Annotated in this window: 18 protein-coding genes; 12 read left to right on the forward strand and 6 right to left on the reverse strand. The window is 62.0% G+C overall.

The genetic code is table 11. The features are described from left to right. The first annotated feature begins 104 nt into the window (after window positions 1-104). The 6 genes from A9971_RS15675 (at window position 105) to A9971_RS15700 (ending at window position 7,142) form a co-directional block, all read left to right on the forward strand. Entirely contained in the window at window positions 105-1,511 is a 1,407-nt protein-coding gene (locus A9971_RS15675) for an OprD family porin (protein ID WP_011059235.1), read from the forward strand. 78 nt (window positions 1,512-1,589) lie between these two features. After that, window positions 1,590-3,185 carry an ABC transporter substrate-binding protein gene (locus tag A9971_RS15680; protein WP_011059234.1) on the forward strand — a complete coding sequence of 532 codons (1,596 nt, stop codon included), beginning with the start codon at window positions 1,590-1,592 and terminating at the stop codon, window positions 3,183-3,185. A 73-nt stretch (window positions 3,186-3,258) separates the two neighbouring features. Beyond that, a complete protein-coding gene (locus A9971_RS15685) occupies window positions 3,259-4,269 on the forward strand; it encodes an ABC transporter permease subunit (RefSeq protein WP_011059233.1) in 1,011 nt (336 codons plus the stop codon). Window positions 4,270-4,280: 11 nt separating this feature from the next. Beyond that, complete coding sequence (locus A9971_RS15690; RefSeq protein WP_011059232.1) at window positions 4,281-5,192, forward strand: ABC transporter permease subunit; 912 nt, start codon at window positions 4,281-4,283, stop codon at window positions 5,190-5,192. Window positions 5,193-5,202: 10 nt separating this feature from the next. After that, window positions 5,203-6,171, forward strand: coding sequence for an ABC transporter ATP-binding protein (locus A9971_RS15695; RefSeq protein ID WP_011059231.1), 969 nt, complete (start codon window positions 5,203-5,205; stop codon window positions 6,169-6,171). Beyond that, window positions 6,171-7,142: a peptide ABC transporter ATP-binding protein gene (locus A9971_RS15700; RefSeq protein WP_011059230.1), complete on the forward strand. Its 972-nt coding sequence runs from the start codon at window positions 6,171-6,173 to the stop codon at window positions 7,140-7,142. The genes A9971_RS15695 and A9971_RS15700 overlap by 1 nt, the downstream gene beginning before the upstream one ends. Before the next feature lie 104 nt (window positions 7,143-7,246). On the opposite strand, the gene A9971_RS15705 is transcribed toward A9971_RS15700, so the two are convergent. Beyond that, window positions 7,247-7,489 (reverse strand): hypothetical protein, encoded by a 243-nt coding sequence (locus A9971_RS15705; protein ID WP_015634142.1) that lies wholly within the window; start codon window positions 7,487-7,489, stop codon window positions 7,247-7,249. A 341-nt stretch (window positions 7,490-7,830) separates the two neighbouring features. After that, window positions 7,831-9,414: a peptide chain release factor 3 gene (locus A9971_RS15710; RefSeq protein WP_011059228.1), complete on the reverse strand. Its 1,584-nt coding sequence runs from the start codon at window positions 9,412-9,414 to the stop codon at window positions 7,831-7,833. A 350-nt stretch (window positions 9,415-9,764) separates the two neighbouring features. Between A9971_RS15710 and A9971_RS15715 the strand changes: the two genes are divergently transcribed. From A9971_RS15715 to A9971_RS15735, 5 genes are all read left to right on the forward strand, one after another. Then, entirely contained in the window at window positions 9,765-10,481 is a 717-nt protein-coding gene (locus A9971_RS15715) for an ABC transporter permease (RefSeq protein WP_011059227.1), read from the forward strand. A gap of 24 nt (window positions 10,482-10,505) precedes the next feature. Next, on the forward strand, window positions 10,506-11,399 hold the full coding sequence (locus tag A9971_RS15720; protein WP_183001336.1) for a glycine betaine ABC transporter substrate-binding protein: 894 nt from the start codon (window positions 10,506-10,508) through the stop codon (window positions 11,397-11,399). A gap of 12 nt (window positions 11,400-11,411) precedes the next feature. After that, the gene (locus A9971_RS15725; protein WP_011059225.1) at window positions 11,412-12,065 is read left to right on the forward strand and encodes an ABC transporter permease; all 654 of its coding nucleotides are present in this window, start codon (window positions 11,412-11,414) and stop codon (window positions 12,063-12,065) included. Beyond that, on the forward strand, window positions 12,062-13,219 hold the full coding sequence (locus tag A9971_RS15730; RefSeq protein ID WP_015634138.1) for a betaine/proline/choline family ABC transporter ATP-binding protein: 1,158 nt from the start codon (window positions 12,062-12,064) through the stop codon (window positions 13,217-13,219). Before A9971_RS15725 ends, A9971_RS15730 begins: the two co-directional genes overlap by 4 nt. Before the next feature lie 678 nt (window positions 13,220-13,897). Further along, window positions 13,898-15,061, forward strand: coding sequence for a type III PLP-dependent enzyme (locus A9971_RS15735; RefSeq protein ID WP_015634137.1), 1,164 nt, complete (start codon window positions 13,898-13,900; stop codon window positions 15,059-15,061). A 70-nt stretch (window positions 15,062-15,131) separates the two neighbouring features. On the opposite strand, the gene A9971_RS15740 is transcribed toward A9971_RS15735, so the two are convergent. From A9971_RS15740 to A9971_RS15755, 4 genes are read right to left on the reverse strand one after another with little or no spacing between them, the layout of a single operon-like run. Further along, window positions 15,132-15,410, reverse strand: a complete 279-nt coding sequence (locus A9971_RS15740) for a type II toxin-antitoxin system RelE/ParE family toxin (protein ID WP_053156352.1) — start codon at window positions 15,408-15,410, stop codon at window positions 15,132-15,134. Continuing rightward, window positions 15,407-15,670: a CopG family ribbon-helix-helix protein gene (locus tag A9971_RS15745; RefSeq protein ID WP_047283908.1), complete on the reverse strand. Its 264-nt coding sequence runs from the start codon at window positions 15,668-15,670 to the stop codon at window positions 15,407-15,409. The genes A9971_RS15740 and A9971_RS15745 overlap by 4 nt, the downstream gene beginning before the upstream one ends. A gap of 55 nt (window positions 15,671-15,725) precedes the next feature. Continuing rightward, window positions 15,726-16,511 carry a tetratricopeptide repeat protein gene (locus A9971_RS15750; protein WP_065364618.1) on the reverse strand — a complete coding sequence of 262 codons (786 nt, stop codon included), beginning with the start codon at window positions 16,509-16,511 and terminating at the stop codon, window positions 15,726-15,728. Window positions 16,512-16,514: 3 nt separating this feature from the next. Continuing rightward, a complete protein-coding gene (locus tag A9971_RS15755; RefSeq protein ID WP_053156347.1) occupies window positions 16,515-17,195 on the reverse strand; it encodes a Fe2+-dependent dioxygenase in 681 nt (226 codons plus the stop codon). Window positions 17,196-17,401: 206 nt separating this feature from the next. Here A9971_RS15755 and A9971_RS15760 point away from each other — a divergent pair, with 206 nt between their 5' ends. Continuing rightward, complete coding sequence (locus A9971_RS15760) at window positions 17,402-19,708, forward strand: TonB-dependent siderophore receptor (RefSeq protein ID WP_183001335.1); 2,307 nt, start codon at window positions 17,402-17,404, stop codon at window positions 19,706-19,708. The last annotated feature ends 124 nt before the right edge of the window (window positions 19,709-19,832 follow it).

The following is a 19,832-nucleotide window of genomic DNA, read 5'->3' on the forward strand; positions in this document are numbered from 1 at the left end:
CGATCAAGCCACATGCAAACGTTTGCGATGCCTTGAATGAGTTCCAAAAACCAGCCGGCCCAAAAAAACCGGCATTTAAAAAAGAAAACAAAGGAGCTTCACCCATGAAACTGAGCAGCAGCGCATTGTTAGCCTTGGCTATCAGTAGCATCACCGCCTCGGCCTATGCGGAGAACGTCAGCCAGGACTTCGTCCCGACTGAACTGAACGCCACCAGTGCCCAGGCTGAGACCAAGGGTTTTATCGAAGGGCAGAGCCTGTCGGGTACCACGCGCAACTGGTACGCCAACGAGCTGAAACGTCGTAACGACCGTTTTTCGTACAACCACAATGGTGTAGAGACCTCGACCCCGCGCCGTATCAACTGGGTCCAGGGCACCATCCTCAACTACACCTCGGGTTTCACTGAAGGCACCGTTGGCGTCAGCACTGAAGTCGCCGCCTACAACGCTATTGCTCTGGATCGTGACCGCAAGGACATCGCCGGCAAGAACAACCGCACCCTGACCCACTCCGACGGCGACGCCGTGGGCCAGTGGAGCAAGCTGGGCCTGGCCAACGTCAAGTTCCGCGTGTCCAACACCACCCTGACCGCCGGCCGGCAGAACTTCAGCACGCCGATCGTCGACGTCATCGGCAACCGTCCGCTGCCTTCGAGCTTTGAAGGGGTGAGTATCCACAGCGAAGAGTTCAACAACCTGTCGTTCGACGCCGGCAGCTTCGACCGGGTATCGCCACGGACCGAACAGAGCCTGTCCAAGTTCAGCTCCGAGTACAACAGCAACGGTGCCGAGACCGATCGCGTAAGCCTGGTCGGCGCCAACTACCAGCCGCTGAAAAGCCTGAAGACCAGCCTCTACGCCTCCAAGGTGGAAGACTTCTGGAACCAGTACTACTTCGGCGCCACCCACGAGCTGGGCGACAGCTCGGTGCTGAGCCTGACCACCGGCCTGAACTATTACAAGACCGTCGATACCGGCAAGAAGAAGATGGGCGAAATCGACAACGACACCTACTCGCTGTCGCTCGGCCTGACCCACCAGGCCCACAGCCTGACCTTCTCGTACCAGGAAATTAACGGTAACGAGTACTTCGACTACCTGCACGAAACCAACGGCATCTACCTGGCCAACTCCCTGCTCTCGGACTTCAACGGCCCGAACGAGAAATCCTTCCAGATCGCCTACGGCCTGAACATGGCCGAGTACGGCGTACCCGGCCTCAAGTTCAACATCTACCAGGCCCGTGGCTGGGGCATCGACGGTACCCACTACAACGGCACCGCCTACAGCGGCGTCAAGGCAGACGGTACGGTCTATGGCGTACGCACCATGGACGGCGAGCACCACTACGAATACGGCATCGGTGCTTCCTACGCCGTACAGAGCGGCCCGCTGAAAGCCACCGCGATCCGTGCCACCTACACCACGCACCGCGCCAGCGAGAACCAGGCCGACGGCAACATCAATGAATTCCGACTGGTTACCACCATCCCGTTCAATATTCTCTAACCCACCAGTTGAAGGGCGGATTCATGACGAATCCGCCATTCAAGCTAATCTGGTTCAATCGATTGCAGAGGGTTCCTGATGAAAATGCTTCCCCTGAAAGCGGCCGTTGGCGCCGCCCTGCTGAGCGTCGCCCTGGGCGCCACAGCCAAACCCTTGGTGGTCTGTACCGAAGCCAGCCCGGAAGGCTTCGATATGGTCCAGTACACGACTGCAGTCACGGCCGACGCAGTGGCGGAAACCATCTTCAACCGCCTGGTGGACTTCAAGCCCGGCACCACTGACATCGAGCCGGCCCTGGCCGAATCCTGGGACATCAGCCCCGACGGCCTGCAATACACCTTCCATCTGCGCAAGGGCGTCAAATTCCACAGCACCGACTACTTCACCCCGACGCGCGAGATGAACGCCGACGACGTGCTCTGGAGCTTCCAGCGCCAGCTTGACCCGAAGCACCCCTGGCATGACAAGTCCAGCGTGGGCTTCCCCTATTTCGAAAGCATGGGCTTCAAGGAACTGCTGAAAAGCGTCGAGAAGATCGACGACCACACCGTGGTCTTCACCCTGACCCGCCGCGAAGCCCCTTTCCTCGCCGACGTAGCCATGGCCTTCTCGTCGATCTTCCCGGCCGAATACGCCGACAAGCTGCTCAAGGAAGGCAAGACCTCTGAGCTCAACAGCAAGCCCATCGGCACCGGCCCGTTCATCTTCACCCGCTATGCCAAGGACGCCCAGGTACGCTTCAAGGCCAACCCGGACTACTTCCGCGGCAAGCCGCCGGCCGACCCGCTGGTGCTGGCGATCACCACCGATAACAACGTGCGCCTGCAGAAACTCAAGGCCAACGAATGCCAGATCGCCCTGTACCCCAAGCCCGATGACATTCCCAGCATCAAGGCCGACGCCAACCTCAAGGTCGACGAGCTGGCCGCCATGACCACCGGCTACATCGCCATGAACACCACGCGCAAGTACATGAGCGACGTGCGAGTGCGCAAGGCCATCGACATCGCCTTCGACAAGGAAGCCTACGTCAACAGCCTGTACGGCAAGGGCAACGCCCTGGTGGCCACCGGCCCGTATCCGCCGACCCTGCTGGGCTTCAACAACAGCCTGAAGAACCCGCCCCGGGATCTGGACAAGGCCCGCGCGCTGCTCAAGGAAGCCGGCGTACCGGAGGGTACGGTTATCACCCTGTTCACCCGCAACGGCGGCGGCCCGACCAACCCCAACCCGATGCTCGGCGCACAGATGATGCAGGCCGACCTGGCCAAGGTGGGCCTCAAGCTCGACATCCGCGTGATGGAGTGGGGCGAGATGCTCAAGCGTGCGAAAAACGGCGAACACGATATGGTGTCGGCGGGCTGGGCCGGGGACAACGGCGATCCGGACAACTTCCTGACCCCGAACCTGAGTTGTGACGCGGCGAAAAACGGCGAAAACTACGCCCGCTGGTGCAACAAGACGTTCCAGGATCTGATCGACGAAGCACGCTCCGACGCTGAACCCGCCAAACGCGCCGAGCTCTATGAAAAGGCCATGCTGGTTTTCGAACAGGATCAACCGTGGATCCCCATGGCCTATCCGAAAATGTTCACCGCCATGCGCAAGAACGTCGAGGGTTATCACATTAGCCCCCTGACCACTAACAACTTCGCTACCACCCAAGTGAAGTAATAAGAAACGCCCGCCGTCCTTGACCCCAAGGATGGCGGGAACGCCTAACCGGCTGATTGAGGTACTTCAGAAGATGTTTAGTTTTATTGCCCGCCGTGTGGGGTTGCTGATACCCACATTCTTCGGCATCACCTTGCTGACCTTCGCCTTGATACGCATGATTCCCGGCGACCCCGTGGAAGTCATGATGGGCGAGCGTCGGGTCGACCCTGAGATGCATGCCCAGGCAATGGAACGCCTTGGATTGAACAAGCCGCTGTACGCCCAGTACCTGGACTACATCGGCAAGCTGGCCCACGGCGACCTGGGCGAGTCCCTGCGTACCCGCACCAGCGTCTGGAGCGAATTCACCTCGCTGTTCCCCGCGACCCTGGAACTGTCCATGGCCGCCCTGCTGTTCGCCGGTGTGCTCGGCCTGCTGGCTGGGGTGATCGCCGCCTTGAAGCGAGGGTCGCTGTTCGACCATGGGGTAATGGGGATCTCGCTGGCGGGGTATTCGATGCCGATCTTCTGGTGGGGCCTGATCCTGATCATGTTCTTCTCGGTAAGCCTGGGCTGGACCCCGGTTTCCGGGCGTATCGACCTGCTCTACGACATCGAGCCGAAAACCGGCTTCATGCTCATCGACACCCTGCTGGCCAAAGACACCGACGCCTTCTTCGACGCCCTGCAGCACCTGATCCTGCCCGCCATCGTGCTGGGCACCATTCCGCTGGCGGTGATCGCGCGGATGACCCGCTCCTCGATGCTCGAAGTGCTGCGTGAGGACTACATCCGTACCGCCAAGGCCAAGGGCCTGTCGCCGGCTCGGGTGGTGTTCGTCCACGGCCTGCGCAACGCGCTGATTCCGGTGCTGACCGTGGTCGGCCTGCAAGTCGGCACCCTGCTGGCCGGTGCGGTCCTGACCGAAACCATCTTTTCCTGGCCGGGCATCGGCAAGTGGCTGATCGAGGCCATCGGCGCCCGGGACTATCCCGTGGTGCAGAACGGCATCCTGCTGATCGCCTGCCTGGTGATCATGGTCAACTTCGTGGTGGACATCCTCTACGGCTTTGCCAACCCACGCATCCGTCATCAGCGCTGAGATCAAGACTAATGAGCACTCCAACTTCCTCAGTAGCAGTCGATCAAAGCCTGCTCTATCCGTCCGTCTACAAAGAATTCTGGCAGCACTTCTCCCGCAACAAGGGCGCGGTGGCCGGCCTGCTGTTCATGCTGCTGATCGTGTTCTGCGCACTGTTCGCGCCCTGGGTGGCGCCGCACAACCCCAGCGAGCAGTACCGCGACTTCCTGCTGACCCCTCCGGCCTGGCTCGAAGGCGGCCAGATGCAGTTCCTGCTGGGCACCGATGAACTGGGCCGCGACCTGCTCTCGCGCCTGATCCAGGGTTCGCGCCTGTCGCTGCTGATCGGCCTGTCGTCGGTGGTGATGTCGCTGATCCCGGGGATCCTCCTCGGGCTGTTCGCCGGCTTCTTCCCGCGTTTGCTGGGCCCGACCATCATGCGCCTGATGGACATCATGCTGGCCCTGCCCTCGCTGCTGCTGGCCGTGGCCATCGTCGCCATCCTCGGCCCAGGCCTGATCAATACCGTGATCGCCATTGCCGTGGTGTCCCTGCCGTCCTATGTACGCCTGACCCGCGCCGCAGTGATGGGCGAACTCAACCGCGACTACGTGACCGCCGCGCGCCTGGCCGGTGCCGGCCTGCCACGCCTGATGTTCATCACCGTGCTGCCCAACTGCATGGCACCGCTGATCGTCCAGGCCACCCTGAGCTTCTCCTCGGCGATCCTCGACGCCGCCGCCCTGGGCTTCCTCGGCCTGGGCGTGCAACCGCCGACTCCGGAGTGGGGCACCATGCTGGCCTCGGCCCGGGACTACATCGAACGCGCCTGGTGGGTCGTGAGCCTGCCGGGCCTGACCATTTTGCTCAGCGTGCTGGCAATCAACCTGATGGGCGACGGCCTGCGCGATGCGCTGGATCCGAAACTCAAGAACGCCGCCTGAGGAGATTCCCATGTCACTGCTAGAAATCAAGAATCTCAATGTCCGTTTCGGCGACGCCACGGCGGTGCCGGTGGTCGATGGCCTCGACCTCAAGGTCGACAAGGGCGAAGTGCTGGCCATCGTCGGCGAGTCCGGCTCCGGCAAATCGGTGACCATGATGGCCCTGATGGGCCTGATCGAGCACCCCGGCATCGTCACCGCCGATGCCCTAAGCTTCGACGGCCGCGACATGCTCAAGCTCAGCGCGCGCCAGCGCCGGCAGATCGTCGGCAAGGACCTGGCCATGGTCTTCCAGGACCCGATGACCGCGTTGAACCCCAGCTACACCGTGGGCTTCCAGATCGAGGAAGTGCTGCGCCTGCACCTGAAGATGTCCAGCAAGGCGGCGCGCAAGCGCGCCATCGAACTGCTGGAAAAGGTCGAGATCCCCGGCGCCGCCAGCCGCATGGACGCCTACCCGCACCAACTGTCCGGCGGCATGAGCCAGCGGGTGGCAATCGCCATGGCGATCGCCGGCGAGCCCAAGCTGCTGATCGCCGACGAACCCACCACCGCCCTGGACGTGACCATCCAGGCGCAGATCATGGACCTGCTGCTGAACCTGCAGAAAGAGCAGAACATGGGCCTGGTGCTGATCACCCACGACCTCGCCGTGGTCGCCGAAACCGCCCAGCGGGTGTGTGTGATGTACGCCGGCCAGGCGGTTGAGGTGGGCCAGGTACCGGAGCTGTTCGACATCCCCGCGCACCCCTACAGCGAAGCGCTGCTGGCGGCGATTCCCGAGCACAGCCTCGGTGCCACTCGCTTGTCGACCCTGCCGGGCATCGTCCCCGGGCGCTACGACCGGCCTCAAGGCTGCCTGCTGTCGCCGCGCTGCCCCTACGTGCAAGACAACTGCCGCGCCCAGCGCCCCAGCCTCGACCCGAAAGCCGCCAGCCTGGTGCGCTGCTTCTACCCGCTGAATCAGGAGGTGGCGTAATGGCCGTCGTTCTTACCGCCCGCGACCTCACCCGTCACTACGAAGTGTCCCGTGGCCTGTTCAAGGGCCACGCCACCGTGCGCGCACTCAACGGCGTGTCCTTCGAGCTGGAAGCCGGCAAGACCCTCGCTGTGGTGGGTGAATCCGGCTGTGGCAAATCCACCCTGGCGCGGGCCCTGACCCTGATCGAGGAACCGTCTTCCGGCTCGCTGAAGATCGCCGGCCAGGAAGTCGCCGGTGCCGACAAGGCCCAGCGCAAGCAACTGCGCAAAGACGTGCAGATGGTGTTCCAGAGCCCTTATGCCTCGCTCAACCCGCGGCAGAAGATCGGTGACCAGCTGGCCGAGCCGCTGCTGATCAACACCAAGCTGTCGGCCGCCGAACGCCGGGAAAAAGTCCAGGCGATGATGAAGCAGGTAGGCCTGCGCCCCGAACATTACCAGCGCTACCCCCACATGTTCTCCGGGGGGCAGCGCCAGCGTATCGCCCTGGCCCGGGCAATGATGCTGCAGCCCAAGGTTCTGGTGGCGGACGAACCGACCTCGGCCCTGGACGTATCGATCCAGGCCCAGGTATTGAACCTGTTCATGGACCTGCAGCAGGAATTCAACACCGCCTACGTGTTCATTTCCCACAACCTGGCAGTGGTGCGCCACGTGGCCGACCAGGTGCTGGTGATGTACCTCGGCCGGCCGGTGGAAATGGGCCCCAAGGAGGACATCTACACCCGCCCCCTGCACCCCTACACCCAGGCCCTGCTGTCGGCGACACCAACCATCCACCCGGACCCGGACAAGCCGAAGATCAAGATCGTCGGCGAGCTGCCCAACCCGCTGAACCCACCACCGGGCTGCGCCTTCCACAAGCGCTGCCCTTATGCCACCGAGCGCTGCAGCACTGAAGAGCCGGCCCTGCGCCAGCTCGACAGCCGCCAGGTGGCCTGCCACTACGCCGAGCAATTCGTGCTGTAGCGGCCATGAAAAAGGCGCTCCCGGATGCCTCCGGGAGCGCCTGAACCTCGTTCGACCCGCCCCCGGCGACGGATTGCGCATCAGTCCGTCGTCGGGGGTTTCTTTTAGCCCTGGCTGTCGCCGTCATCCTCGTCGGTGGTCTGGTCGTCATCGCCGGAACTGCCACCCTGGCCCTCATCGCCCGGCTCCGATTCGGACTTGGCAAGCATCTGCACCGGTGCGCTCTGGCTCGAGGAGTAACCCGGCTCGCTCACCTGCATCAGGTTGTGGGCCCAGGCCGCCGAGGTTCCGAGCGACAGCATCACCAGCACTTTGATCAACAGCACAACGCGTTGGAAAATTCTCATAGCCGATTCCATCCTTTCATAGGTGAATCATCGATGGCTGCGCGCCAGCCTTGCGGCGGCCACAGCACTGTCTGAAACCTAGTCGTGATATCCCGGCTTTTCCAGATAGCTCCCTATCGATTCCCGAGCCGCCAAAGCCCTTCCGACTAACGGCGCTCCCTTAAGAACACCACAATCCGTAGGAGCCGGCTTGCCGGCGAAGAAACCCGCAAGCCAGGCACAACAGCGTCCGCCGCCTTCGCTGGCAAGCCGGCGCCTACGGGGTGGCGGCAGGCCAATCCTGCGCGCAAAAAAAAGCCCCGCTGTCTGCACAGCGGGGCTCGGGGGGGGGGCCGGCGAACTTAGTGGTGTTCGCGGGTGGCGCGGAATTTCACGTCCGGCCAGCGCTCTTCCATCAGCGCCAGGTTGACCCGGGTCGGCGCCAGGTAGGTCAGGTGGCCGCCGCCGTCCAGGGCCAGGTTTTCCACCGCCTTGTTGGAAAACTCTTCGAGCTTCTTCTTGTCGCTGCATTCGATCCAGCGGGCGGACCACACGGTGATCGGCTCGTAGGAGCACTCCACCTTGTATTCCTCCTTCAGGCGGCTGGCCACCACGTCGAACTGCAGCACACCCACGGCGCCGAGGATGATGTCGTTGCTGCGCTCGGGGAAGAACACCTGGGTCGCGCCTTCTTCGGCCAGCTGTTGCAGGCCCTGGCGCAGTTGCTTGGACTTGAGCGGGTCCTTCAGACGCACACGGCGGAACAGCTCCGGGGCGAAGTGCGGGATACCGGTGAAGCCCAGCGCCTCGCCTTCGGTGAAGGTGTCGCCGATCTGGATGGTGCCGTGGTTGTGCAGGCCGATGATGTCGCCGGCATAGGCCTCTTCCAGTTGCTCACGCTCGGAGGAGAAGAAGGTCAGGGCGTCGCCAATGCGCACGTCCTTGCCAGTGCGCACGTGGCGCATCTTCATGCCTTTCTCGTACTTGCCCGAGCAGATGCGCATGAAGGCGATGCGGTCGCGGTGCTTGGGGTCCATGTTCGCCTGGATCTTGAAGATGAAGCCCGAGAACTTCTCTTCCTGGGGGGCCACGCTGCGCTCGTTGGCAACGCGGGCCAGCGGCAGCGGCGCCCAGTCCACGACGGCGTCGAGCACGTGGTCGACACCGAAGTTGCCCAGCGCGGTCCCGAAGAATACCGGCGTCAGCTGGCCGTCGAGGAACTCCTGCTGGTTGAACTCGTGGCAGGCGCCCTGCACCAGTTCCAGCTGCTCGATGAAGCGCTCGTACTCGTCACCCAGGTGGGCCCTGGCTTCGGCGGAGTCGAGCTTTTCGATGATCTTGGTTTCGGTGCGCTCGTGGCCGTGGCCCGGGGTGTAGACGATGATGTAGTCGCCGGCCAGGTGGTACACGCCCTTGAAGTCGCGGTAGCAACCGATCGGCCAGGTGATGGGGGCAGCCTTGATCTTCAGGACCGCTTCGATTTCGTCCAGCAGTTCGATCGGGTCGCGAATGTCCCGGTCGAGTTTGTTGATGAAACTGACGATGGGCGTGTCGCGCAGGCGGCAGACGTCCATCAGGGCGATGGTCCGTGGCTCTACGCCCTTACCGCCGTCGAGCACCATCAGCGCCGAGTCCACCGCGGTCAGGGTGCGGTAGGTGTCTTCCGAGAAGTCTTCGTGGCCGGGGGTGTCCAGCAGGTTGATCATGTGTTCGCGATAGGGGAACTGCATGACCGACGTGGTAATGGAAATACCCCGCTGCTTCTCCATCTCCATCCAGTCGGAAGTGGCGTGGCGGTCGGACTTACGCGATTTGACGGTACCCGCCACCGCAATGGCCTTGCCCATCAGCAACAGCTTCTCGGTGATCGTGGTCTTACCCGCATCCGGGTGGGAAATAATGGCGAAAGTGCGGCGTTTCGCGACTTCGGCGGCCTGTTGGGTCATGGGAAATCGCCTGGCGGTGATCAAAAAAGGGCGCAGATTATAGCCCAGACATAGCCTTGCGGGCCACAGCTCCCCCCGTCGCCCGGGCGACCGGACGGCAGATTAACGGTGGCTAAATGCTGCCAATTATGGAACCTTTTAAAACGTGGAGACGTCCACTCCCCTGTCACGCACTGTCGTCAGGGGCTGAAATATCAGCAAGTTAGCTTGACGAAGCTGCGCTCATGGCCCGTTCACCCGCCGCTCTGCCGGCGCTCGACGAGCTGCTTTTCGCGCGTACTTTCCCGGCAGCCAGGAATGGCCCTGCCACACGGGAAAGTGCCCGCAGACCGACAAAAAGGAGTCCGCCTGTGGCTATTCGCTATGGCAAAGGGCTGATAGGAGGCGCTGCGGTAATCGCCCTCCTGGCCCTGCTGGTCCACTGGATCGGCATCACTACGATCGAACACTACCGCGACGATCTGTTGTTCTACCTGCAAGCTCATCTGTTCCTGGTCCTGGCTTCAATGCTAGCCGCGCTGGTGGTGGGGATCCCCGCCGGCATCGTCCTCAGCCGCCCGAGCATGGTCGGACGCGCCGAACGCTTCATGCAAGTGTTCAACATCGGTAACACCGTCCCTCCCCTGGCCGTCCTGGCCATCGCTCTGGGGATCCTCGGCATCGGCAGTGGCCCGGCCATTTTCGCGCTGTTCCTCGCCTCCCTGCTGCCCATCGTGCGCAACACCTATGAAGGCCTGAAGAACGTCCAGGGCTCCCTCAAGGAAGCTGCGGTCGGCATCGGCATGACGCCACGCCAGGTGCTGTGGAAAGTCGAATTACCCAATGCCGTGCCGATCATCATCGGCGGTGTGCGGGTGGCCCTGGCGATCAACGTCGGCACCGCGCCCCTGGCCTTCCTGATTGGCGCCAACAGCCTGGGCAGCCTGATTTTCCCCGGCATCGCCCTGAACAATCAGCCGCAATTGCTGCTCGGCGCCGCCTGCACCGCGCTGCTGGCCTTGCTCCTCGATGGCCTGGTGACCCTGGCCAGCCGACTTTGGCTGGAACGTGGTCTGCGCCCGTCTTAAGCCCGTCAGAGCCAAGGAACCGACATGAAGAAATTAAGCCTGATACTCGGCTGCGCCCTGCTTTTCAGCACATTGGCCCACGCCGTGGAAAAACCGCTGATCCGCATCGGCGCCCGGGTCTTCACCGAACAGACCCTGCTGGCGGAGATCACCTCCCAGTACTTGCGCAGCAAGGGCTACGACACCCGCGTCACCGGGGGCCTGGGCAGCAACCTGGCCCGCAGTGCCCAGGAAAGTGGCCAGTTGGACCTGATCTGGGAGTACACCGGAGTCTCGCTGGTGGCCTACAACCACATCGACGAGAAACTCGACAGCGAACAGTCCTACGCCCGAGTGAAAGAACTCGATGCGAAAAAAGGCCTGGTCTGGCTGTCACCGTCCAAGTTCAGCAATACCTATGCCCTGGCGCTGCCAGAGAACGTGGCCAAGGAACATCCGCAGATCAATAGCATCAGCGACCTGACCCAGGCCCTGGCCGAAAACACCAAGGAGAACCGCCTGGTGGCCCTGGACACCGAGTTCGCCAACCGCTCCGACGGCATGGCCGGGATGGTCAAGCTCTATGACATGGCCCTGACCCGCAAGAACACCCGGCAGATGGACGCCGGCCTGGTCTACACCGCCCTGCGCAACGGCCAGGTGTTCGCCGGCCTGGTGTACACCACCGACGGGCGCCTCAATGCCTTCAAGCTCAAACTGCTGGAAGACGACAAGCACTACTTCCCGGACTACACCGCCGCGCCGGTGGTACGCCAGGCCTACCTCGACGCCCACCCGCAACTGGCCGCCGAGCTCCAGCCGCTGGCGGCGCTGTTCGACGACGAAACCATGCGCCAGCTGAACGCGCGGGTCGACGTCGACCATGAAAGCCCATCCGCCGTGGCCGCAGATTTCCTGCGCCAGCACCCGATCAACTAAAGAGGAGAAGACATGGAATTCCTGAACGCCTTTTCCCATCTCGATTGGGCCCAGGTCCTGCACCTGACCTGGCAGCACATCACCTTGGTGGGCATCGCCGTCACCCTGGCCATCGTCTTCGGCGTGCCCCTGGGCGTGCTGATGACCCGCTTCCCGACCCTTGCCGGCCCACTGCAGGCCAGCGCCACCGTGCTGCTGACCATTCCGTCCATCGCCCTGTTCGGCCTGCTGCTGCCGTTCTACTCCAAGTTCGGCCAGGGCCTGGGCCCGCTACCGGCTATCACCGCGGTGTTCCTCTATTCCCTGCTGCCGATCATGCGCAACACCTACCTGGCGCTGACCGGCGTCGAACCGGGCATTCGTGAAGCCGCCCGCGGCATCGGCATGACCTTCGGCCAGCGCCTGCGCATGGTCGAGTTGCCGATCGCGGTGCCGGTGATCCTCGCCGGGGTACGCACCGCCGTGGTGATGAACATCGGCGTCATGACCATCGCCGCCACCATCGGCGCCGGCGGCCTGGGCGTACTCATTCTTGCTTCCATCAGCCGCAGCGACATGTCGATGCTGATCGTCGGCGCCGTGCTGGTCAGTCTCCTGGCCATCTTCGCCGACCTGCTTCTGCAATGGCTGCAACGCTCGCTGACTCCAAAAGGACTCCTGAAATGATCGAACTTCAAAACCTGACCAAGACCTTTCGCAGCAACGGCAAGGATGTCAAAGCCGTCGACTCGGTAAGCCTGACCGTCAATGAAGGCGAGATCTGCGTGTTCCTCGGGCCCTCCGGCTGCGGCAAGAGCACCACGCTGAAAATGATCAACCGCCTGATCATGCCCACCTCGGGCAAGGTGCTGATCAATGGCGAGGACACCACCGATCTCGACGAAGTGACCCTGCGCCGCAACATCGGCTACGTGATCCAGCAGATCGGCCTGTTCCCCAACATGACCATCGAGGAAAACATCGTGGTGGTGCCACGCCTGCTGGGCTGGGACAAGCAGAAATGCCACGACCGGGCCCGCGAGCTGATGAGCATGATCAAGCTCGAACCCAAGCAGTACCTGCATCGCTACCCACGGGAACTGTCCGGTGGCCAGCAACAGCGCATCGGGGTGATCCGCGCCCTGGCGGCGGACGCTCCGCTGCTGCTGATGGACGAGCCCTTCGGCGCGGTGGACCCGATCAACCGCGAAATGATCCAGAATGAATTCTTCGAGATGCAGCGGGCGCTGAACAAGACCGTGATCATGGTCAGCCATGACATCGACGAAGCCATCAAACTGGGGGACAAGATCGCCATCTTCCGTGCCGGCAAGCTGCTGCAGATCGATCACCCCGACACCCTGCTGGCGCACCCGGCGGACGACTTCGTCAGCAACTTCGTCGGCCAGGACAGCACCTTGAAACGCCTGTTGCTGGTCAAGGCCGAAGACGCCGCGGACAACGCCCCGTCGGTCAGCCCGGAAACCCCGGTAGCCGACGCCCTGGAACTGATGGACGAACACGACCGGCGCTACGTGGTGGTGACCTGTGCCGAGAACAAGGCTCTGGGTTATGTACGTCGTCGCGACCTGCACCGTCAGACCGGCACCTGCGCCCAGTTCCTGCGAGAGTTCAACGCTACAGCCGCCTACGACGAACACCTGCGGATTCTTCTGTCGCGCATGTACGAGTTCAACCGCTCGTGGCTGCCGGTGATGGATGCCGAGCGGGTGTTCCTGGGCGAGGTGACTCAGGAATCCATCGCCGCCTACCTGAGCTCCGGGCGTTCGCGGGGGATGAAGACCAATATCGTCTCGCCGGCTGAAACAGTGGTCGCCTGATCAATAAATAGCCAATAACCAACCTGTGGCGAGGGCGCTTGCTCCCGCGGGACCGTGAAGCGGCCCCTCTTTGCAAAAAGAATGGGGCTGCTGCGCATCCGGCGCGAGCAAGCGCCCTCGCCACCGGGTGTTTTTGGCCCACCCACACGCCGGAAAAAAATATCAACAGCCGCCCCGGTCAGAGCTGTCCGGCGGCCTCCTCCGAAACAGCCAAAATCCCCCTCAAACCGCCCTCTCGCCGCTAACGTCGCCGATGTTGACGCTTTCATACTTCCCAGCTACTTGGCACGCAAAAGCGTCGAACGTGCAGGTATTTTTAACACTCGAGAATTCTTCGGGAACATCTGTCCGTCATCTGTGTCGGCTACAAAGAGAGGTGTCGATAACGCACGTCAGACAAGTGCAAAAACGCGACATTTTTTGTTGATCTCAGCCCCCTCACCGCCTAAAGTTCGCGCCGAACGTCCATGCTGGAAACGATCCATCCGGCTCAAGTACTGACGACGAGACAGCAAGGCCAAGGGCAGATTTCCCATGGCCTTTTTGCTTTCGGCGACATGCCTTGGGAAGTAGGCGAACCAAAGTGGGGATACGGAGGACGTTCACAAGGCACTGTCATCAATGACATGTCCTTAAACCCATTGATTACCAACGTTTGCCAGTAGGAGTTCCCAACGCATGTCGATTAACGTCGAAGACTATTTCGCGCGCGAAACCTTTCAGAAAATGAAGTCTTTCGCCGACCAGCAAGAAACCCCGTTCGTGGTCATCGACACCCAGATGATCTCCCAGGCCTACGACGACCTGCGCGCCGGTTTCGAATTCGCCAAGGTCTACTACGCGGTCAAGGCCAACCCGGCCGTCGAGATCATCGACCTGCTGCACGAAAAAGGCTCCAGCTTCGACATCGCTTCGATCTACGAGCTGGACAAGGTGCTGGGCCGCGGCGTCAACCCGGCCAACATCAGCTACGGCAACACCATCAAGAAGTCCAAGGACATCCGCTACTTCTATGACAAGGGCGTGCGGCTGTACGCCACCGACTCCGAGGCCGACCTGCGCAACATCGCCAAGGCCGCACCGGGTTCGAAAGTCTACGTGCGCATTCTCACCGAAGGCTCCACCACCGCCGACTGGCCGCTGTCGCGCAAGTTCGGCTGCCAGACCGACATGGCCATGGACCTGCTGATCCTCGCTCGCGACCTGGGCCTGGTGCCTTACGGTGTGTCGTTCCACGTGGGTTCGCAACAGCGCGACATCAGCGTCTGGGACGCCGCCATTGCCAAGGTCAAGGTGATCTTCGAGCGCCTCAAGGAAGAAGACGGTATCGAGCTGAAGCTGATCAACATGGGTGGCGGCTTCCCGGCCAACTACATCACCCGCACCAACAGCCTGGAAACCTATGCCGAGGAAATCATCCGCTTCCTCAAGGAAGACTTCGGCGACGACCTGCCGGAAATCATCCTGGAGCCAGGCCGTTCGCTGATCGCCAACGCCGGCATCCTGGTCAGCGAAGTAGTACTGGTGGCGCGCAAATCCCGCACCGCCGTCGAGCGCTGGGTGTACACCGACGTGGGCAAGTTCTCCGGCCTGATCGAAACCATGGACGAGTCCATCAAGTTCCCGATCTGGACCGAGAAGAAAGGTGAAGTGGAAGAAGTGGTGATCGCCGGCCCGACCTGCGACAGCGCCGACATCATGTACGAAAACTACAAGTACGGCCTGCCACTGAACCTGGCCATCGGCGACCGCCTGTACTGGCTGTCCACCGGCGCCTACACCACCAGCTACAGCGCGGTGGAATTCAACGGCTTCCCGCCGCTGAAGGCCTTCTACGTTTAAAGACGGCAGCTAGCTGCAAGAAAAAGCCCATGACTTGTCATGGGCTTTTTTGTGCGCGCGGTTCAGTGATTCAACGATCTTCCCGGACATGCCAAATACTCAGGATGGACAAGGCCATGCCTTGAATCTCATAACGCATCTCGTAATGCCCCACCAGCAATCGTCGAACATCCCTCGGCTTGAATTCCTCCAACTGCTCTCCCAATCGTGGGTTAGATAGAAGAGCATCTGGAGCCTGCACCAGCGATTGCACGGTCCGAGCAGCAGTAGAACGATTGACCTGGGCGAGAAACTCAAAAAGCCGAGCCAGATCGGATAGGGCCTTGCTCGTCCATTTCAGCTGTCTCATTTTGGTAAGGGCAGAGGGTTGTCGCCAGACAGACTCTGCGCCCAAGCCAACACTGACTGATGATCGACAACCCTTCCAGCATCGACATCTGCCAAGGCCTCAAGCGTCAGTCGACGGCGCTCTTCTTCCTGGTCAACCCAGGCCACCAACGCCTGCTTCACGACCCAGGCCCGGGAGCGTTCCAGGCGTGAAGCAAGTTGATCGACCTTATCAGCCAGGTCCAATGGAATGTGAGCGGTCAGTACTTTTGTCGCGGGCATGAGGCAAGACCTGCATCAGAATGATTAAAAGCGATTAGCTTTGAATCATAGTGATTTAAGACAACACAGCAAGCCGCTCTCCATCCCGTTCGTCACCCAATTGCGCCGCCCGCCGCTGATAGGCCTGGGCCAGGTCGCGAATCTCGGGGTGCGTGGCCTTGAGCAGCGCGGCGCATGCCACCCGGAGGAAATTCAGGTTGCCACCGGCCAGAGCCCGTTGCAGCCACGCCACGGCTTCGTCGATACGCCCGGCATCGGCCAGCACCGCCGCATGGCTGAACTGCCCGCGAAAATCCCCGCCTTCGGCCGAGCGCCGGTACCAGTCCCGCGCCGCTTCAAGGTCGGCCTGGCACACCAGCCCCTCCTCCAGGTAGCGCCCCAGCAGGTTCATCGATTTGGCATGGCCCAGGTCCGCCGCACGACGGTAGCAGGCCAGGGCCAAGGCATGGTTCTGCACCACGCCGCGACCGGTGGCCAACAGGTTGGCGTAGTTGTACAGCCCCCAGTCCAGCCCCGCTTCGGCAGCCAGGCGATAGTGCCCGGCCGCGCTGGCGGCATCCGCCGGGCAACCCCAGCCGTGCTCATGGCAGCGCCCGAGCATGTTGCGCGCCATCAGGTGCCCACGTTGTGCGGCGATCTCGAACCAGCGCACCGCCAGGGGTTGATCCTGCTGGATGCCGCGACCGTCGAGGAGGATCTGCCCCAGCAGCGCCTGGGCGTCCAGCAGGCCCTCGGAAGCAGCCGCCAGCACCGCCTGGGCGGCGCGGGCCGGGCTCTCTTCAAGCATGGCGCTCAGTTGCGCGCCGTCGAGGAGCTCCTCGCGACGAAGTTGAAAAGTCACGGCTTACACCTCGACCCAGCGACGCAGAAGGTTGTGGTAGGTGCCGGTCAGGCGGATCAGCGAAGGATGCTCGGGCACGTCCCGGGTCAGCTCCTGGATCGCGCCGTCCATCTCGAACAGCAAGGCGCGCTGGCTATCTTCGCGCACCAGGCTCTGGGTCCAGAAGAATGAGGCGTAGCGAGCACCCCGGGTCACCGGGTTGACCTTGTGCAGGCTGGTGCCTGGATACAGCACCATGTCCCCCGCCGGCAGCTTGACCCGCTGCAGGCCGAAGGTGTCCTGGATCTCCAGCTCGCCGCCTTCGTAATCCTCGGGGTCGCTGAAGAACAGGGTCGACGACAGGTCCGTACGCACCCGCTCCGGGCTGCCCTTGGGCTGGCGCACCGCGTTGTCGATATGAAAATCGAAACTGCCGCCGGCGGTGTAGCAGTTGATCAGCGGCGGAAACACCTTGTGCGGCAAGGCGGCGGACATGAACAGCGGGTTCTGCCACAGGCGATCGAGCATCGCCGCGCCGATCTCCTGGGCCAGCGGGTGGCCTTCCGGCAATTGCAGGTTGTGCTTGGCCTTGGCCGACTGGTAACCGGCGGTGATCTTGCCGTCCGCCCAGTCCGCCTGTTCCAGGGCTTCACGGATGCGCCCGACCTCGTCACGGGTGAACACGCCAGGGATGTGCAGCAACATGGCCAGGTACCTGCAGAGCGAAAGGCCGTCAATGATATTGATTCTTATTGACTGTGTAAAACCCCGGGACGCATGAGAACGTAAAAACCGTAAAGGCAAATTGTAAAGAATGTAAATTAACTGCGAATAGCAATATTTCGCAATTGATAACAAATGTTTCTTTCCCCTATATTCCGCCGCCTCAAATCCTTGGGGAGGGGAAAAACATGTCACGCCAACAACCACCATCCGCTGTCAGTTCACCACGCCTGCTGGCGTCTGCAATTGGCGTGGCGATCACCGCCGGCTCCGCAGGCCATATGGTCCAGGCGGCTGAAGAGACTCAGCAGAAGACTTCGGGCAAAGCCATTGCCCTGGAAGCCACCAGCATTACCGGTGAGGCCCAGGACCAGACGTCCTACAAGGTCGAAAGCTCCTCCTCGAAAAAGTACACCGCGCCGCTGGTGAACACCCCACGCTCGGTGACCGTGGTGCCACAGCAAGTACTCAAGGACACCGCGGCCACCTCGCTGCAGGACGCCCTGCGTACCGTGCCCGGTATCACCTTCGGTGCCGGTGAGGGCGGCAACCCCCAAGGCGACCGTCCGTTCATCCGGGGGTTCGACGCCCAAAGTGACACCTACCTGGACGGCGTTCGCGACACAGGTGCCCAAAGCCGCGAAGTCTTCGCAGTTGAAAACATCGAAGTCAGCAAAGGCCCTAACTCGGCCATGGGCGGCCGTGGCGCCGCTGGCGGCAGCATCAACCTGGTGAGCAAGAAGGCGCACCTGGGCAACTCCCTGGACGGTGGCTTCACCTGGGGCTCCGATCAGACCCAGCGCTACACCCTGGATGGCAACTACCAGTTCAGCGATACCGCCGCTGGCCGTCTGAACCTGATGAGCCATGAAAGCAACGTCGCCGGACGAGACAAGGTCAACTACGACCGCTGGGGCATCGCCCCGTCCCTGGCCTTCGGCCTAGGCACCGACACCCGGGTATTCCTCGATTACTACCACCTGGAAAGCGATGACCTGCCGGACTCGGGCATTCCCTACGGCTATTCCATGGGCACCGCCCACACCGCGGCCCATCCGGACAAACCGGTCAACGGCGGCGACAGCAGCAACTTCTATGGCCTGACCGACCGCGACTTCCGCAAGTCCCGCGTGGACACCGCGACCTTCGCCATTGAGCACGACCTGAATGACTCGCTGACCCTGAAGAACACTTTCCGTCACGGCACCAGCATGCAGGACTACATCCTGACCCAGCCGGACGACAGCCAGGGCAACGTGCGCAGTGGCACCGTCTGGCGCCGGGCCAACACCCGGGTGTCGAACACCGACACCACCACCAACCAGACCGATCTGTATGGTGAGTTCGTGCTGGGCGGCTTCAAGAACAACTTCTCCGCCGGCATCGAACTGTCCGACGAATCCTCGAGCAAAAGTGGCTACACCGTTTCCAACAACGCCAATATCAAGTGCAACGTGCCGCAGCCTGCTGGCGTTTGTACTTCGCTGTCGAATCCGACTCCGGATGACGCCTATGCCGGCACCATCAGCCGCAACTACGCGGGCACCGACACCGAAGGCACCACCCGGGCCATCTACTTTGCCGACACTCTGGAGCTGACCCCGCAGTGGCTGGTCAACATGGGCCTGCGCTACGACCACTTCGAAACCCAGGCCAAGACCAAGAACACCGCGCGCGCCACCACCTTCAAGGCCGAGGACACCAGCGAATTCGTGACTGGCCAACTGGGCCTGGTATGGAAGCCGCAGGACAACGGCAGCGTCTATATCTCCTATGCCACCTCGGCTACACCGGTCGGCAGCACCCTGGACAACGGCGCCGAGCCCAACCCGTTTCCCACCACTTCCGGCACGCCGACCAGCATCGTCAGCGACATGAAACCCGAGGAAACCGTCAACTACGAGATCGGCACCAAGTGGGACCTGTTCAACGACCGTCTGGCACTGACCGGTGCGATCTTCCGTACCGAAAAGGAAAACACCCGGGTCCTGAGCAGCAACTACACCTACGAAAACGCCGGCAAGACCCGAGTTGACGGCCTTGAGCTGACCGCGAGCGGCAAGCTGACCGACAAGTGGCAAGTGTTCGCGGGCTACAGCTACCTGGACAGCACCATCGTCGATCCGGGCGCCAGCGGTGATCGCAGCGGTAAAGTCAGTGGCCTCGCCAACCCGGCCAAGGGCAATGAATTGCCAAATACGCCGAAAAACAGCTTCAGCCTGTGGACCACCTATAACCTGACCCAGAAGCTGACCATCGGTGGTGGCGCCTTCTACGTCGACAAGGTCTGGGGCGATAACAACAACAGCCTGTACGTGCCGTCCTACACCCGCTACGACGCCATGGCCAGCTACAAGCTGACCAAGAACGTCGACCTGCAGTTGAACGTGCAGAACCTGACCGACAAGACCTACTACGACAAGGCCTACGCGGCGCACTTCGCCAACCAGGCGGCCGGTCGTACCGCGCTGATGAGTGCCAACTTCCACTTCTGATCCAGCGCAAGACCTTCCTGTGGCCACGGCCACAGGCGCCCAAGCCCCACGCATTTCAATGCCTGGGGCTTTTGCATGTAAAAACGAATGCTTCTCGACAACACACGGCATAATGCGCGCCGTG

It is taken from the genome of Pseudomonas sp. UME65 (assembly GCF_014170225.1).
Taxonomy (GTDB): Bacteria; Pseudomonadota; Gammaproteobacteria; order Pseudomonadales; family Pseudomonadaceae; genus Aquipseudomonas; species Aquipseudomonas protegens.

Coding starts and splice junctions, on each gene's coding strand:
- A9971_RS15675 (WP_011059235.1), top strand. CDS start 105: ATGAAACTGAGCAGCAGCGCATTGTTAGCCTTGGCTATCAGTAGCATC.
- A9971_RS15680 (WP_011059234.1), top strand. CDS start 1,590: ATGAAAATGCTTCCCCTGAAAGCGGCCGTTGGCGCCGCCCTGCTGAGC.
- A9971_RS15685 (WP_011059233.1), top strand. CDS start 3,259: ATGTTTAGTTTTATTGCCCGCCGTGTGGGGTTGCTGATACCCACATTC.
- A9971_RS15690 (WP_011059232.1), top strand. CDS start 4,281: ATGAGCACTCCAACTTCCTCAGTAGCAGTCGATCAAAGCCTGCTCTAT.
- A9971_RS15695 (WP_011059231.1), top strand. CDS start 5,203: ATGTCACTGCTAGAAATCAAGAATCTCAATGTCCGTTTCGGCGACGCC.
- A9971_RS15700 (WP_011059230.1), top strand. CDS start 6,171: ATGGCCGTCGTTCTTACCGCCCGCGACCTCACCCGTCACTACGAAGTG.
- A9971_RS15705 (WP_015634142.1), bottom strand. CDS start 7,489: ATGAGAATTTTCCAACGCGTTGTGCTGTTGATCAAAGTGCTGGTGATG.
- A9971_RS15710 (WP_011059228.1), bottom strand. CDS start 9,414: ATGACCCAACAGGCCGCCGAAGTCGCGAAACGCCGCACTTTCGCCATT.
- A9971_RS15720 (WP_183001336.1), top strand. CDS start 10,506: ATGAAGAAATTAAGCCTGATACTCGGCTGCGCCCTGCTTTTCAGCACA.
- A9971_RS15725 (WP_011059225.1), top strand. CDS start 11,412: ATGGAATTCCTGAACGCCTTTTCCCATCTCGATTGGGCCCAGGTCCTG.
- A9971_RS15730 (WP_015634138.1), top strand. CDS start 12,062: ATGATCGAACTTCAAAACCTGACCAAGACCTTTCGCAGCAACGGCAAG.
- A9971_RS15735 (WP_015634137.1), top strand. CDS start 13,898: ATGTCGATTAACGTCGAAGACTATTTCGCGCGCGAAACCTTTCAGAAA.
- A9971_RS15740 (WP_053156352.1), bottom strand. CDS start 15,410: ATGAGACAGCTGAAATGGACGAGCAAGGCCCTATCCGATCTGGCTCGG.
- A9971_RS15745 (WP_047283908.1), bottom strand. CDS start 15,670: ATGCCCGCGACAAAAGTACTGACCGCTCACATTCCATTGGACCTGGCT.
- A9971_RS15755 (WP_053156347.1), bottom strand. CDS start 17,195: ATGTTGCTGCACATCCCTGGCGTGTTCACCCGTGACGAGGTCGGGCGC.
- A9971_RS15760 (WP_183001335.1), top strand. CDS start 17,402: ATGTCACGCCAACAACCACCATCCGCTGTCAGTTCACCACGCCTGCTG.